This is a genomic window from Ignavibacterium sp., from assembly GCA_032027145.1.
Taxonomy (GTDB): domain Bacteria; phylum Bacteroidota; class Ignavibacteria; order Ignavibacteriales; family Ignavibacteriaceae; genus IGN3.
The window spans coordinates 641,592-657,898 of sequence record JAVSMP010000001.1; the positions used below are offsets into that span (position 1 = coordinate 641,592).

10 protein-coding genes are annotated in these 16,307 nt (G+C 33.7%); 5 read left to right on the top strand and 5 right to left on the bottom strand.

The annotated features are described in order from the left end of the window. Positions 1–292 precede the first annotated feature (292 nt). Together ROY99_02490 and ROY99_02495 are read left to right on the top strand one after the other, a co-directional pair. Positions 293–2,248, top strand: coding sequence for a mechanosensitive ion channel (locus tag ROY99_02490; GenBank protein ID MDT3695230.1), 1,956 nt, complete (start codon positions 293–295; stop codon positions 2,246–2,248). A gap of 184 nt (positions 2,249–2,432) precedes the next feature. Further along, entirely contained in the window at positions 2,433–4,634 is a 2,202-nt protein-coding gene (locus ROY99_02495) for a S9 family peptidase (GenBank protein MDT3695231.1), read from the top strand. 94 nt (positions 4,635–4,728) lie between these two features. Here ROY99_02495 and ROY99_02500 read toward each other — a convergent pair whose 3' ends face one another. Continuing rightward, on the bottom strand, positions 4,729–6,207 hold the full coding sequence (locus ROY99_02500) for a B12-binding domain-containing radical SAM protein (GenBank protein MDT3695232.1): 1,479 nt from the start codon (positions 6,205–6,207) through the stop codon (positions 4,729–4,731). Positions 6,208–6,358: 151 nt separating this feature from the next. Between ROY99_02500 and ROY99_02505 the strand changes: the two genes are divergently transcribed. Genes ROY99_02505 through ROY99_02515 form a run of 3 tightly spaced genes read left to right on the top strand, consistent with a single transcriptional unit; the run spans position 6,359 to position 8,601 of the window. After that, complete coding sequence (locus tag ROY99_02505; protein ID MDT3695233.1) at positions 6,359–7,348, top strand: HAMP domain-containing sensor histidine kinase; 990 nt, start codon at positions 6,359–6,361, stop codon at positions 7,346–7,348. Beyond that, positions 7,345–8,043: a response regulator transcription factor gene (locus ROY99_02510; protein ID MDT3695234.1), complete on the top strand. Its 699-nt coding sequence runs from the start codon at positions 7,345–7,347 to the stop codon at positions 8,041–8,043. Before ROY99_02505 ends, ROY99_02510 begins: the two co-directional genes overlap by 4 nt. Positions 8,044–8,061: 18 nt before the next feature. After that, on the top strand, positions 8,062–8,601 hold the full coding sequence (locus ROY99_02515) for a carbonic anhydrase (GenBank protein ID MDT3695235.1): 540 nt from the start codon (positions 8,062–8,064) through the stop codon (positions 8,599–8,601). A 4-nt stretch (positions 8,602–8,605) separates the two neighbouring features. On the opposite strand, the gene ROY99_02520 is transcribed toward ROY99_02515, so the two are convergent. The 4 genes from ROY99_02520 to ROY99_02535 form a co-directional block, all read right to left on the bottom strand. Continuing rightward, the gene (locus ROY99_02520; protein ID MDT3695236.1) at positions 8,606–9,988 is read right to left on the bottom strand and encodes a T9SS type A sorting domain-containing protein; all 1,383 of its coding nucleotides are present in this window, start codon (positions 9,986–9,988) and stop codon (positions 8,606–8,608) included. A 355-nt stretch (positions 9,989–10,343) separates the two neighbouring features. Continuing rightward, complete coding sequence (locus ROY99_02525) at positions 10,344–10,505, bottom strand: hypothetical protein (protein MDT3695237.1); 162 nt, start codon at positions 10,503–10,505, stop codon at positions 10,344–10,346. A 166-nt stretch (positions 10,506–10,671) separates the two neighbouring features. Then, positions 10,672–14,841 carry a two-component regulator propeller domain-containing protein gene (locus tag ROY99_02530; protein ID MDT3695238.1) on the bottom strand — a complete coding sequence of 1,390 codons (4,170 nt, stop codon included), beginning with the start codon at positions 14,839–14,841 and terminating at the stop codon, positions 10,672–10,674. A gap of 136 nt (positions 14,842–14,977) precedes the next feature. Beyond that, positions 14,978–16,126, bottom strand: coding sequence for an acyloxyacyl hydrolase (locus ROY99_02535; GenBank protein ID MDT3695239.1), 1,149 nt, complete (start codon positions 16,124–16,126; stop codon positions 14,978–14,980). Between the last annotated feature and the right edge of the window lie 181 nt (positions 16,127–16,307).

Consider the following 16,307-nt stretch of genomic DNA (forward strand, 5'->3'; position numbering starts at 1 on the left):
CTTTGTGGATTTACTGTTTTACTTATTTCATTATTTCTATCAAAATTCTTTTTGTTCGTCTATGACTATGTTTTGGGGGCTTTATTATTGTAGTTCTGCCCGAAATGAATTTTTTGCAGTGATAATTTTACCTGTTTAATATTAAAAATTTGTTTAGCTTTATGCAGTTGATTTTACCCGCCAAAGTTTTAATTAAATAAAAAGAAAATATTTCAATAACAATTGCATTTTATACAATAAAATAACGCAGTGAACTATTAAATCAGAAATAATGATATTGTTCGGAGGAAATATGAACATAGTAAAAAAATATTTATCAGTTTTTAAGATAATTCTGATCTCCCTTACTTTTTTGGGATCAGCATTTTCTCAATCATTAAATAATAGTCTTAATAAATTCGCTATCGTATTGGATACTGACACTCTTTTTTATGTTCAGGCAAGTCTTGGTGTTTTTAGTCCTGAAAAGCGGGCAGATGAAATTAATTCGAAGATCAAAACCATTGCATCAAATGACACAATTGATTACGATTCAATAAAAATTGTGCAGCAAACAGATTTTGTTCTGCTTCAGCTTTTTGATGAGGTTTTATTTGTAGTGACCAAAGATGATGCTGCCGTTGCTGATACTACTGAAATATCACTTGCTGAAAGCTACAGAAGCACTCTTGTAAAAAAGTTAAATGAAAGAAGGTTGATTTACAGTCAGAACAGTATGATTAAAAACGGAGTATATACTCTTGTTTATTTAATTTTATTAATTGTTTTCTTCTGGCTGACAACTAAAGTATTTCCCCGATTATACAAGAAAATTGAACAGCTTGATGAATCAAAAATCAAAACAGTAACTCTTAAAGATAAGGCAATTATTCAGTCATCAACTATTGTTACAATCATTATCTTACTTTTACGGGGACTAAGATTTGTCTTAATATTATTTGCCATTTATTTATTCATAACACAAACACTACTACTATGGCCTTATACCCGTCAATGGGATCTTCAGCCGATTATTAAAAGTTTGGCATTACTGATTTTTTACTCCGCACTTTTCTTTACATTATTTAGGAGTGTCAACTCTCTTCTCAGTTTGCTAAATGATAAATATGAAAGCTGGAAGGGAACAAAAATACAATCTGTAAAAATCAAATCGGTTGAATTATTGTCTGCTGACAGAACAGTTGAGTTTTTAATTTTAATTAATAAAGTGCTCAGGTTTACAATTCAGATTATTCTTCTATACCTGTATATAACAATTATTTTTAGTCTGTTTAAGTTTACCGCAACGTGGGCTGATAAACTTTTCGGATATATCTTAACTCCATTAATCTCTGTACTAAATTCATTTGTAAAATTTTTACCGAATCTGTTTTTTATAATAGTACTCATCTTTGTATTCAGGTACATAATAAAGTTTATAAAATTTATATTTACAGAAATTCATAGTGGAAAAATAGAATTCCCCTCCTTCCCCCGTGAATGGGCAATACCAACATTTAAGATAGTACGGTTTTTAATTATAATTCTTGCCGTAATAGTAATATTTCCATATCTCCCCGGTTCAGATTCACCATTCTTTCAGGGTATTTCTATCTTCGTTGGAATATTGTTTTCTTTAGGTTCAACATCTGCAGTTTCCAATGTTGTTGCTGGAGTATTACTAACTTATATGAGGCCCTTCAAGCTGGGAGAAAAGGTTAAGATATCTGACGCAATGGGTGAGATTGTTGATAAAACACTTTTGGTAACAAGAATAAGAACAAATAAAAATGTTGATATTACAATTCCAAATGCGATGGTGCTTAGCAGCCATATTATTAATTTTAGCTCATCTGCTGAAGACAAAGGACTGATATTACATACTACTGTAACAATCGGATATGATGTTCCATGGAGAAAAGTACATGAGCTGCTGATTTCCGCTGCCAGCGAAACTAATCTTATATTAAAAGAGCCGAAACCTTTTGTTGAACAAACCGGACTTGATGATTTCTCTGTTGCATATGAGATTAATGCATATACACATGCTTCCGGTTCTATGGGTGGAATTTATTCTGAGCTTCATTCAAAAATACAAGATAAATTTAATGAGGCAGGAGTTGAAATTATGTCCCCTAACTATAGTGCTGTACGGGATGGTAATCAAACTACAATTCCACAAGAATATTTATCCAAAGAGTATCAGGCTCCTCCGTTTAAATTTCTTGGAATCAATCTCTTTGGTAAGCAAAAGGGAAATGATTCATAATGACTGAATATGTTTTTATAGCTTTTGTTAAATGAAGCTGAATAGAATAATTTGTTGTTTAATAATTTATTGCTGTTTTAATCAGCAAAATTTAATGAATAATTAAAGTTTGCATTATCCTATGCTTCGGATAATTTTATTGCAGAGATTTCATTTGTTTATTTAATAGCATCAGGAGTAGCTAATGTATCGGACATTTAAATATTTCTCATTAATTCTGTTTATCGTTGTATTAGTAATTCCGGTCAGACAGATTACAAAAGCACAGGAGAAACAACTCTCTTTTAATCAGGTGTATATGTTCGGCGAGCCGCGGATATTAAAGCAGCTACCGCGTTTACAGGGCTGGTTGGATGGTGAGCATTATCTTTTTCAAAAGCAGGACGCTTCAACAAATGCAATTATAAAAGCTAATGCTAAAACCGGAGTTGAAGCTATAGTATTGGATTTCAATGCTATCAATTCAAATCTTGATGAAGCAGAATTTTCTGCTGATGAAAATATCGCCATAACAAAAGATTACAATGGTTTACTTTTTTACAGCAGCAATGATTTGTTTTTCTATTCCATCCCGCAAAAAAAATTGACACAATTAACAAACGATAAAGACGAAGAGGTTAATCCGGTGCTTTCTCCAGATGGAAAGAAAGCTGCCTATACAAAAAATAAAGACCTTTATGTTGTTAATGTTGAAACAGGTGTAGAGACACGATTAACTAACGATGCCAGCGATGTTGTTTATAACGGATATGCTTCCTGGGTTTATATGGAAGAAATAATCGGGCGTTCATTAAACTATCGCGCGTTCTGGTGGTCGCCAAACAGTGAGATGATTGCCTTTTTAAGATTTGATGATTCACCCGTTCCTGAATTTCCGCTTTATAAAGCTGATGGTGTACATGGTGAACTTGAATGGGAACATTATCCGAAACCGGGAGATCCGAACCCGCTTGTTAAAATGGGAATCGCACACATAAGCACAAATAAAGTTGTTTGGATAGAAGAAGACGAAGCTGCTGATCAATACACGGCATGGCCTTTCTGGACTCCCGACAGCAAAGAATTATTTTATCAAGTATTAAGCCGCGGACAGGATAATCTGCAGATTTTATCTGCAAATCCTTCAACCGGAAAAAACAGACTTGTTTATGAAGAAAAATCTAAAACCTGGGTTGACTTTTTTGAAGACATACATATTTTAAAAAACAATACCGGCTTTATCTTACGTTCTCAAGCTGACGGAAACGATCATCTTTATCTTTTCGATATGAATGGAAAGTTGAAAAAGCAATTGACTAAAGGTGAGTGGAATGTCGGAAATATCATATTAGTCGATGAAGAAAACTCGCGGGTTTACTTTGACGGAAACAAGGATAATATGGTGGATAACCAGCTTTATGTTGTTGGATTTGATGGCGGAAAAATTACTGCACTCACAAAGATTTCAGGAACACACAAAACTTCAGTATCGCCAAATGGAAAATATTTTTACGACACTCATTCTGATATAAATACTCCCGGCAAACTGGATATTTACGATAATAATGGAGAACTTATTAGAAATCTTGGTAACAGCAAAGCAAAAGAATTTGACGAATACAAGCTTGGAAAAGCCGAACTGTTCTACATACAAACCGATGATGGAATTAATTTACCCGCAATGTGGGTACTTCCGCCAAATTTTAATCCAAACAAAAAATATCCGGTATTGTTTGCAGTTTATGGTGCGCCCGGTTTTGTTGGAGTCAGAAATTCTTTTTCCGGTTATCTTGACAGATATTTTCTTTCTCAGAGCGACATAATTTATTTTGAAGTTGATTATCGGGGTTCAGGATATTTTGGCGGTAAAGGAAAGGATTTTGCTCATCGCAATCTTGGCAAATGGGAAATTAATGACTACTCAGAAGCAGTTAAATGGCTAAGAACTAAACCGTTTGTTGATTCAACTAAAATTGGTATTACCGGAGGAAGCTACGGCGGGTATGTTACTTGTATGGCTTTAACCGCTGGAGCAGATTACTTTACACACGGAGTTGCTGAATACTCGGTTACTGATTGGCGTCTTTATGATAATGTCTATACAGAAAGATATATGGATACTCCGGAAGAAAACCCCGAAGGATATAAAAATGGTTCGGCATTAACTTATGCAAATAAATATAAGGGCTTGTTAAGGATTAGTCACGGTACGCTTGATGATAATGTCCATATGCAGAATACTATTCAGCTTGCTGATAAGCTTACAAATATGAATAAACATTTTGAGCTAATGCTCTATCCAAATGAGAGACACGGAGTCAGATTCCCTAAATGGGTTCACGCACAAACAGAATATGTAAGGTTCTGGTACAAGAATTTTCTTGGAAAAGATTTTGTGAATGAGTGAAAAGAAATAGAACGCGGATGACACGGATTAAACAGATTAACACAGATTAGTGCGAATCATTTCGATCTGTGTCATCAGCTTGCTATTTGCATTATTAAACTGTTCTAATAACTCTTCTGAAATGGAACCCGTAAACTGCAAGTGTCATTGCTGTTGGAAACTTACGCGGATACTTCCACAAGCTGACAAAGAAAAGTTTCCAGAAATATTTTTTCCCTTTCTCAATAATTCCAAGAAGCCATAACAATCTTACGAAAGCTTTTAGCTGTTCGAGATTTATAATCTTCGGAGTCCATTCTGGTACATTATATTCTTTTAAAAATATTTTTAAGCGATTATAATATTCCTCCTGAGAATAAATTGTGTTCAACAATCTACTGTAACCCTGAATAAGATTTTTATAATTCATCTTAGGAATAAAATTTATACTTGCATCCATATTGTTGCCGCTAAACATATCGAGTAATCTTCCCTCATCTCTCATTCTGTTGTAAAGTTTGGTTCCTGTTGGTGCGTTCAGCAATCCAACCATTGCATTTGGTATTCCGCTCCTTTGTATAAAATCAATCTGATCATCAAAAATATTTTCAGTATCGTTATCAAAACCAACTATAAAGCCGCCTGATACAAGCATTCCGTTTTTTTGTAAGCGATTAACCGATTGTATAAGATCGCGCTTAAGGTTTTGTTTCTTACCGCACTCGTTCAGGCTTTCGTTATTTGGTGTTTCAATTCCAACGAAGATGCTGTTAAATCCAGCCTCCACCATCAACTTCATTAGCTGTTCGTCGTCAGCAAGATTTATTGAAACTTCAGTTATAAAAAAGAAAGGATATTTTTTTTCTTTTGACCACTTGATTAAAGCCGGCAAAGTATCTTCTTTAAGTTTTCTTTTGTTCCCGATAAAATTATCATCAACAACAGAAACTCCGCCTCGCCAGCCTAACTCGTATAAACGATTCAGTTCGGTAATAAATTGATCAGTGGATTTAGCCCGGGGTCTTCTTCCATTTAGCATAGTTATGCTGCAAAATTCACAGTCATACGGACAGCCGCGGGAATACTGCAAACTCATTGATGCATATTTTTTCATATCAAGCAACTCCCACATTGGAACCGGTGCTAACGAAATATCAGGGAATTCATCAGTTTGGTAAATGTGTTTTGGACTTCCGTTTTTCAAATCCGCTAAGAATAACGGCAGTGTAATTTCAGCTTCGTTAAGAATAAAATGATCAACACCAAGAAGCTCGTTATACTGCGTTGTACAGAGCGGACCACCGGCAGCAACTTTTACTCCCAGCTTATTACATCTTCTGATAATATCTCTGAACGATTTCAGATGAACATTCATTGCGCTGATAAAAACATAATCTGCCCACGAAATATTTTTATCTGTAAGTTTTGAAACATTAAGATCGATCAATTTTTTATCCCATTCTTCAGGAAGCATTGAAGCAATTGTTATTAAACCAAGCGGTGGTTCAGCAGATTTTTTTGATACAAACTTTAATGCTTCCTTAAAGCTCCAGAATGTTGAAGGAGTTTCAGGGTAAACAAGCAGCACTTTCATCACAATTCTCCGTAAAAATTATATATCAAAACTGCAGAAAAAACCGATACATATTTGTAAAAGAATTGTAAAACCCTTTTGTCAATATTTGATGTTCATCCGAATAAAAATGATATTTGATTATTGCGTTAAGGAATTTAGAATATCTTTTATGATTCGCAGAAAACATTACTTTGTTAACAATCTTGTAATATTTGTTTTAGCACAGCTTGTTTGGCTTGCACTTCTTGGCTTGTGGATTTACTGGTATGTTTCAAACTATCTGATTTTTGAACAGGTTGGTGAAACTGTTTCACCACAAATAAATATTGATACCCCAAGCGTTTTTCCTTTTGTAGGCGGAATAGTGCTGCTTGTGGGATTATCGTTCAGTCTTGTTTTAATTTTTCGTCACCTTAATGTTCAGATAAGGTTAAGACGTTTGTATGATAACTTTATCGATAACGTAACACACGAATTAAAGTCGCCGTTATCATCAATTCAACTCTATCTTGAAACATTAGTTTCCAGAGATGTTCCCCAAGAAAAGAGAAAAGAGTTTTATGAGTTGATGATGAAAGATACAGCACGACTGCAAAATCTTATTAACTCAATCCTTGAGATTTCTAAAATTGAAAGCAAAAAAAAGAGAAGTTCATTTGCCTTACATCAGGCAAACGAGTTTCTGCCAAAACTGATCGAAGATTCAGCAGCACAGTTCAGATTAAACCGGAATGATCTTAAACTTGAAACGACCGGCAGCTGCGAAATTGAAGTTGACGCCGGCTCTTTTAAAATAGTTTTTGATAATCTGATTGATAATGCGATTAAGTATTCAACCGGCAGCTTAAAGTTAGAGATAAAAATAATTTGTAATCAGAAAAAACTTGAGATAACCTTTAAGGATAACGGAATCGGTCTGCCATCAAATGAACAAAAGAAAATCTTTCAAAAGTTCTACAGAATTTATGATAAGGATATCCCTAATGTAAAAGGAACAGGTCTCGGACTTTACTGGGTTAAGGAGATTATAAAAAATCATAAAGGAAAAATAACCGCGCATAGTGAGGGTAAAGCAAAAGGAACAACTATTAACATTGTTTTACCAGTTCGAAAAAGCAAGGTAACTGAGATTGAAAGGGAAAAAGGGAAACTACAATGAGCGCAAAAATATTATTGGTTGAAGACGAAGAAAACCTCGCAATGGGACTTGAATATAACCTTAAGGAAGAAGGATATAAAGTAGATTGGGCAAAGGATGGTAAAGAGGCAATAAATTTTTTTGCTGAAAATAATTATGATCTCATACTTCTTGATATAATGCTTCCATACTTAAATGGTTTTGAAGTTGCCGGATTCATTAGAAAGGAAAATCCGCAAATGCCGATTTTAATGCTTACTGCACGTACCGGTGTTGATGATAAAGTAAAGGGATTAGAAATTGGAGCTGATGATTATATTACAAAACCTTTTCATCTTAAGGAATTGCTGCTTCGCATAAAGGGGATGCTAAAACGAAAAAGCTGGTATAGCTCTGTTGTAAAACACGAGCCGATTTATAAGTTTGGCGGTAACGAAATAAATTTTGAAAATTTTAAATGCAGAAAAGGCAAAACAGAATTCCAGCTTACCTCGTATGAAGCAATGATAATGAAATATCTTATATTAAATAAAAATAAGATCGTTACCCGGAAAGAGCTTTTGGAAAATGTCTGGAACACCGCACCCGATGTTGAAACAAGAACTATTGATAATTTTATGGTACGTTTAAGAAAATATTTTGAGAACGATCCGGCTGATCCGAAATTTATTTTAAGTGTAAGAAGCGCCGGATATATGTTTCAGGATCAAATTTAATTTAAATTAGAGAAAAGTATGGATAGATTAATTCAAATAAATAAAGTCTCTGATATTCCTGCTGTTTATCAAAACACTCCTATTGGATTACTTTTAGAATATCATAATTTAAACCGCGGGTTTGAAAATTACACAGATGCACAACTACTTATTGGTATGTGTATGGATCATAGAAATAATCTCAACCTACCGGAAAAATTTACGTACAGAATCCGCACAGGAGGCGCTAATTTAAGATATAGTGAATTTAAAGTTTCATTTGCTATTTCTGTCGGTGGAGTTAAGCACATCGCACTTATTGGTCATAGCAATTGCAGTATGGTAAATCTTGTTTCTAAAAAGGATCAATTTGTAAAAAAACTTGCTGAAAATGGCGGCTGGAGTATTGAACAAGCTGAAGAACATTTTAACAACTATGCGCCAATGTTTGAGATCAACAATGAAATTGATTTTATACTTAGTGAAACTGCCAGATTGAGAAAACGATATCCCAAAATTCAGATTGCACCAATGTATTATAGGGTTGAAGACGATCTTCTTTATTTTATAAAGGAATAATAGCTTACTTTAAATAAATCATTTTCTTTGTTTGAAAATAATCTCCGGCTTTTAATTTGTAAAAATAAACTCCACTTGAGAGTTTACTCGCATCAAATTCAAGTTCGTAAAATCCAGCCGATTTGTATTCATCAAGCAGAGTTGCAACTTCTCTACCCAACAAATCATACACTTTTAGTGAAACATGCTGCATACTGCTTGTTGAATATTGTATCCTGGTTGATGGATTAAACGGATTGGGATAGTTCTGTGCTAATGAATAATTAAATTCATTACCTAAGTTTTCTTCAATATCACTAACTACAGTGTAGTTATACAATATCTGTATATGATTCTGCCAGGCAGAGTTTTCCCACATTTCCCATGCAAAGACAGTTTCATTGCCATTAGCATCATAAGTGGATATTAACCTGCTGGAGTTTTCCCAATTATTATTCTGCCAGAATTGAGTTACCCATTCTAAAAATTTGTTATCAGGAGTATAAGTTCTTACCCATCTTTGTTGGTTTATCCAGCCGTTTATGCTATGCCAGTATTGAGCGACATATTCTATTAACAAATGATTACTGTTGTAGTTTATCGTTTGCAAAACAATGTTTGTCCATATAGTGTCAATCCATCCTTCCTGGAGTATTACTACTGTAAGATTTCCATTACTGTATTGATTTGTAAATTTCGATTCAAGAAACCAGTTATCATTTTCCCATCTGTTATAAAGTGTTTCGATTATGTTGTTCTGGCTGTCGTAGGAATTTTGAATTAATTCAACATTATTCCAGCCAGATATATATTGCTGAAAAAGTTCTTCGGTTAGATTGTTATTAACAAAAGTGTATTGATATCTATCTACATTAAGCCAATTGGTATTGTCCCATTGCTGGTAAAGTTTCTCTGTAAGATGGTCGTTTATATGTGTATAGACGGTTCTGTTTGAATTGACCCAATTAGAAGAATTCCAGCTTTGGCTTAACTCAGTAATTGTATTTCCATTCCCATCATATTCATATAAGAATCTCTCGGAATTAACCCAGTCATTATCTACCCAGGCTTTATAAATTTCTTCAATAATATTTCCATTTTCATCAACAACCGTCCAGTACTGAGTTTCGTTTACCCATTGATTATTATCCCAGGCTTCAATTGTTGTTAGATAATTGAAGTTAACTGAATCATAGTAATATGTATATCTGCTGGTATTCAGCCATGCAGAGTTGATCCATTTTTGCTCGATGCTTTCTTTAATAAGATACACATCCTCAGTTGTTTTTTCTGAAATGATTGTTCTTGTATTAAGTTTCTTATTAAAAAATTTTTCAAAATCATCTTGTTGCGGAAAGGTCTGAATAAAACCAAGCAATATTACTAATACTGTAATTCTGAATTCCATATTAAGCTCCGTAAAATTTTAATAGTGTTTATTTCTTAACAGCGTTTTAATTATGTCACTTCTCTGCTGATAACTCTTCCGGATATGCAGCAGCAATTAAGAGCTTAATCACTGCTGCAATGTTATTTTATCCCTCCAGCCAACAACTGTCTCTAGTTAATTTCTTTAATACATCTTGCATAAAAATATCTGACTTCAAAAGGATTTTTTTCATTTTATTTGTCTAATAGCTAAAGCTTTGATAATCTAGCTACTCTCTGAAAATAACAGCCAAGCCAGCAGAAGAAGAGTATATAAGATTTTAAAAAAATCGCGCCTGATAATGTTTATGTTTTGTTCTAACTGACTTCTCATATTATCCCTCCATTAACAAAAGATTAAATATCAGCAGCATTAGAGCTACAGTAACAATAATTAATAAAGCATAAACACTCATTTCAAATTTCCTTGCTCTTTTCCTCATCTGAGTCTTGGTTTTATCATTTCCAGAAAAATGTTGTGTGGATAAATGCTTCATTTTATTGTCTCTTTTTTAATTACTAAATTAATTTTTTAAGGAGGGGGTAAATTGCTTTTTCGCTTCAATCTTTTGCTGTTTTGATGCAAAACGAATAAAAATAATTTGCTTTCTGTAAAGTGTTAAGACTAGTTAAGCAACAGTGTAATACAGGCTTGAGTCTGTTCTACGGTTTCATTTGGTTAAACTCTGAAGGCAGACAGTTAAAGTGTTTCTGGAATGCTCTTGTAAACTGAGCCGGACTTCCGAAGCCTACTTCAAAAGCGATTTGTGTGATGCTTAATTTTTTTTCAAGTATCAGCCTGGCAGATCGGTTAAGTTTGTAATTGCGGATAAACTCGCCGGGTCCTTGTCCTGCCGCAGACTGCATTTTTCTGGTAAGCCGGCTTCTGCTCATAAACATTTCTTTTGCAAGTATCTCGCTGTTAAAGTTTTCATCATTAAGATATTTTTCAACAATAGATGATGCTTTTTCGATGAGTTCTTTTTCTTCCTTATTGTAAGGAACGGTTTCAGTGGGCAGGGTTATATCTCTACTGAATTTTTCTTTAAGCAATCTTCTTTGCTCAATAAGATTTTTTATGCGGACTAATAATTCATTTTGTTCAAATGGTTTTGTGATGTAATCATCAGCTCCAAGCTCTAATCCATCCAATTTACTTTGATGATCTACTTTTGCTGTAAGAAGAATTACTGGTATGTGGCTTGTCTTCCAATCAGATTTTATTCTTCTACAGAATTCAAACCCATCCATTCCGGGCATCATAACATCACTCAAGATTAAGTCTGGCAAATTGTTTTTTGTTATTTCAATTCCGCTTTCACCGCAGTCAGCAAGCAGAAGATCATAATCAGATTTTAAAAGATCATTAACATAAACTCTTACATCTTCATTGTCTTCAACAAAAAGTATTAAAGATTTTTCATTTATGTTTCCGGAAGCTGTGCTAAAATGTTCGGGGGATAAGGGATCAATATGTTCAGTGGCTTGTGTTTCGATATTCGCTTTTAATTTCTCTGATACTGCTGAATGATTGCTCTTTATTGGAATTGTCAAAACAAATTCAGTCCCTTCGCCTTCAACACTGTTTAAATTAATTTCCCAATTATGAAGAGTAGCTAATTCCTTAACTAATGCTAATCCTATTCCTGAACCGCCAAAATTTCTTTTGGATGAATTATCAATCTGGTAAAATCTATCAAATATTTTGTTTTGGAATTCATTGGGAATACCAATTCCCGTATCCTTAACCGAAACTGTAATCTGATCAGCATTGTTATCTGGACAATTAATATTTACATAAATACTTCCACCTGAGGGTGTAAACTTAAAAGCATTGCTAAGCAGATTATTAATAATTTTTTCCAGCTTGTCTTTATCTATCATTGCATAAACTGAATCTTTTTCAGCCGAAAAAACAAAGTTAATACTTCTTTCTTCGGCAAGTGGTTGTAAATTATTAAAACACGCTTTAATTACATCAACAATATTATACGAATCAACCTTTAATGGAATTGTCTCTGCTTCCAATTGTGAAAGCTCAAGTAATTGATCTATTAACTGTTGAAGTTTTTCTGTGTTACGCAGAAGCATTTTATAATAAACAGGAATATTGTCTCTTATCTTTCCGTTCAGTAATGATTCCAATGGTCCTTTTATAAGCAGCAATGGTGTTCTGAACTCGTGAGACAGATTTGCAAAAAATCTTGATTTCATCTGTTCAACTTCGCGCAAGTGATATGATTCAAATTCACGCGTTTTTAATTCCTGCTGAATACTTGCCCTGTATGCCTGGAATTTTATAATTCCCCACACGCCGGTAATAAAAACAATAAAGTACAAAAGGATTGCCCATCCGGTTTGCCACCACGGCGGTGTAATTGTAATTGCAATTGATTTTACATTATCACACCATACACCATCACTGTTTGTTGACCTGACTTTAAAAGTATATTTGCCGGGATTGAGATTTGTATATGTAACATATCTTCTGCTGCCGCTTTCAACCCAATCTTTATCAAAGCCTTCCATTCTGTAAGCATATTTTATTGAATGTGGACTATTATAATCGAAAGCAGAAAATTCAAATGAAAAAACATTTTGCTTGTGCGACAAGGTAATATCATCTGTAAAAAAAATGTTTTTTGTCAGAACAGAATTTGCACTTGGAGAGATTGAGCTGTTAAATATTTGAAAATCGCTTATGACAAGCTTTGGCTTGTATGATGACTGGATTATTTCTGAGGGGTTAAATGTATTTAATCCTGAAGTACTGCCAATCAAAATAAAATTTCCATCAACCCTTAACACAGATTCGCTGTTAATATCAACTCCATCAATGCCGTCTTCTTTTGAAAAGTTTATAACCGAATTATTTTTAGTGTTAAAAAATGTAATGCCTGAGCTGGTGCCAAGCCAAAGATTTCCACTGTCATCTTCCACAATACTTTTAATTGAGTTATCAGCCAAACCATTCTGAATAGTATAAACATTAATGCTTCTGATGATAAATGATGACGAGTGCTCGTCTGTTGGATAGTCGAGGATAAGCTTGTTTAATCCGCTGTTGGTTCCAATCCAAAGAATTACAGACTTGCTTTCATCAGAATTATAAGTTGATTCTGTAATTGAATAAACACTATTGCTGCTAAGTTTAAATTTTGAGGCATTGCTTAAATTAATCCGGAAAAATTTGTTTGTCGTTTCATTAAAACAATTTAATCCCCCGCCGTTTGTTCCGATCCATATTCTTCCTTTGCTGTCTTCAAAGATGTCCCAAACATCATCATAACTTAACGAATATTCATCGTTAGAATCATTCAGCCAGTTTTTCACTTTGCCGGAAACCAAATCCAGACTTGCAAGACCAATACCCCAATATCCAATCCATAATCTGTTTTTGCGGTCTTTGTAGAGTGACTTAACGAAGTTTTTTGACGGAGATTTGATTACATTATCAACGATTGCTTTCTTAATAATCTTATTTGTCTTATAGTTTAACAAGTACAAACCCGATCCATAGGTTCCAATCCATAATTCGTTTTCACGTCCCGGTGTTAAGCACCATATATTATCGGATGCCAGCGATGGATGTTTTTTAATCGTTTTCTTCCCAACTGTTCCCGAAGTAAAATAAAATCCGTTTTCTGTTCCGAACCAAATTGTTCCATCTTGTGTTTTGGCTATTGCTTTAACATCACATTTAGATATTGGAGCAGTATTAAATCTTTCTTTAGAATACTTAAGTTTGTTATTAAACTTGATGTTCTTTTGAGAAAAAAAATTAATTCCGTTGTTAGTTCCTATCCACAAGACACCAGAATTATCTTTATAAATACTATATATCTGATTACTTAATAGTCCGCTTTGACTTTCTTTATTTGCCGTAAATCTATCTAAAGTATTTCTGCTAAGATTATACCGTAATAATCCTGCATAAGAGTAAATCCAGAGTATTCTCTCTCCGTTAACAATTTCTTCAATTACCGAACCTGTGCCGGTGCCAAACATAAGATTATCGGGATTTGAAATTGCAATTGAGTTTAATTGTTCAGTTTCCGTGTTAAGAATAGTAAGCCCATTTATGGTTCCGATGTACAATATTTTATTTTCTAAACAGGAGCTGGTTATTGCCCATATAGTATTTGCACTTAGTGAAGAAGTATTATCCGGTGAATTGAAAAATCTGGTAAAGTGTTTCTCGGATTCTTCGGGATTAAACTTATTAAGACCATAAAAGGTGCCTATCCATAAATTGTTTTTTTCATCTTCAACAATTGCAGAGATGTAGTTGTTGCTAAGAGAGTTATTATCGTTTGGATCATTATGCCAGTTTTTTATTTCTCCGGTTTCAGGATTTAGTCGATATAAGCCGCTTCTATAGGTTCCAACCCATACATATTTGTTGTCATCTATATGGATTACGTTTATGGGATTATCTTTTTCATCAGTTGATTTTATATCCCATTTTTTAAACCTGTTAAATACCGGATCATAACAGTTGATAATTCCGTTCTTTGTTCCAATCCAGATATTACCCTCATAATCTTCTGTAATTGCCATTGTGGTATTATCTGAAATAGAGTTCTGATCCTTCTGATCATTTCTAAAAACTTTGAATTGATAACCGTCAAAACGATTTAATCCATCATCAGTTGTAAACCAAAGAAATCCTGATTTATCCTGAATTATGTTGTACACAGTATTATTTGATAATCCATCGCTTGTTGTTAATTGGTTAAATGGAAGTGATTGTGAAAAATGCTGTAATGAACAAAAAATGAATAATAGGATAGAATAAACTGTTGTCCCTTTATTTAAAAATAGTTCTGCCATAATCTGATAATGTTATACTTCATCTGCTCATTGAACAACAAAAAAAAGATGTCTGTATTAAGAAAATATTTTTTCAGGTAAGTTGCAAATAAGCTTGATGTGCGCTTATAATTGGTGATTGTTAACTTTTGATCACTCAGAAAGAATAAGTAAACCTAACACTTACATGATCGGCAGAATTACGATAAGATTTAAAATTAATACCCGCATAAAAACTATTCCAGATATTATAAACTAATCCCCACCTCTGATAAAAATCATCCTTTTCTTTAAATGGTCTGTGGACGTATCCTCCAATCTGAATGCTGAATATTGTTCTGCCCATTAAAAACTCTACCCCTGTCAAAACTGAAGCTCTGAACGGATCAACATTGGTTCCTGGATTTTTGCGTCTGTTTATTTCAACAGCTCTTCCGTTTCTTTCAAGTTCTCCTGCAAGTGTAAATGCAGCAACTCTTCCAAACTGCCAGCTTCTTAAAACTGTAATTCCATACATTGGTACTTGCCCAGGCATCGGATATGGCATTGAAGATATTCCCCAGGAAAAAGATAAATCCCAGCGTGTTTTTTTCTCATGTGTTAAATAAGGATCGGGAATGTTTCGTTCATAAAAATCCGGTTTATCTAAAAAGTAATTTGTAGATAAAGAGATTGCCCAATAGTTTATACCTCCGTTTGGTTCAAGTATAGCTGCATTTGATTGATGATTCATACTTCCATCGAACTGTATTTCCAGATTGTCTAAAGGTCTTAACGAAATTCCTGCCCCAACAGATATTAAAAAATTTAAATGAGTAGCATAAGCCATATTATCCGGATGAGTTTCTTTGTTAAAAGGTTTTGTTAAATAAGACAACCCTGCTTTTCCTTTTAAATGCGGATTAAAAAAATCAGGTATTCCAAAGAAATATGTAAAAGACAAACCACCTGAATAGCCTTCGCCAAGAACTTCTTTGTTGATTAAATTATGATAAGCAAGAAATACACCTATCCGCGGATAACAATGACAATCATTCCACACTTCATCATTATTTAAATGCCAGCTATAATCAAGCTCATACACCTGCGGATGCAAACCTCGTAAATTAACGACCTCTTTTGCATGCGAAATCATATAGCCAGTCAAAAAACCTGCACCAATAACCCTGACTGAAGTTCTTTCTGTCTGCTCTGTTTTATCATCTGCAGTATTTTGAAAATCACTGTTTTGTGAAAACAGTTGTGCAGCGCTAAAGATTGAAAACAGGACAAACATAATAATTATGTTCTTAACATTGATATTCATATTTCTATGCAGATAAAATAAACCATTGACTTTTCAAAAAAACAAATCTATTTGACCAAACAACTGTTTATATTATAAAACAGTATTTTAAAAAAGAATCAATGTAAATATAAAATTTTAATTGTAACTGAAATCAGAATTTTCTAAGTTAATAAAAACAGTTATCCCATCTATTTATTTT

Coding starts and splice junctions, on each gene's coding strand:
- ROY99_02490 (MDT3695230.1), top strand. CDS start 293: ATGAACATAGTAAAAAAATATTTATCAGTTTTTAAGATAATTCTGATC.
- ROY99_02495 (MDT3695231.1), top strand. CDS start 2,433: ATGTATCGGACATTTAAATATTTCTCATTAATTCTGTTTATCGTTGTA.
- ROY99_02500 (MDT3695232.1), bottom strand. CDS start 6,207: ATGAAAGTGCTGCTTGTTTACCCTGAAACTCCTTCAACATTCTGGAGC.
- ROY99_02505 (MDT3695233.1), top strand. CDS start 6,359: ATGATTCGCAGAAAACATTACTTTGTTAACAATCTTGTAATATTTGTT.
- ROY99_02510 (MDT3695234.1), top strand. CDS start 7,345: ATGAGCGCAAAAATATTATTGGTTGAAGACGAAGAAAACCTCGCAATG.
- ROY99_02515 (MDT3695235.1), top strand. CDS start 8,062: ATGGATAGATTAATTCAAATAAATAAAGTCTCTGATATTCCTGCTGTT.
- ROY99_02520 (MDT3695236.1), bottom strand. CDS start 9,988: ATGGAATTCAGAATTACAGTATTAGTAATATTGCTTGGTTTTATTCAG.
- ROY99_02525 (MDT3695237.1), bottom strand. CDS start 10,505: ATGAAGCATTTATCCACACAACATTTTTCTGGAAATGATAAAACCAAG.
- ROY99_02530 (MDT3695238.1), bottom strand. CDS start 14,841: ATGGCAGAACTATTTTTAAATAAAGGGACAACAGTTTATTCTATCCTA.
- ROY99_02535 (MDT3695239.1), bottom strand. CDS start 16,126: ATGAATATCAATGTTAAGAACATAATTATTATGTTTGTCCTGTTTTCA.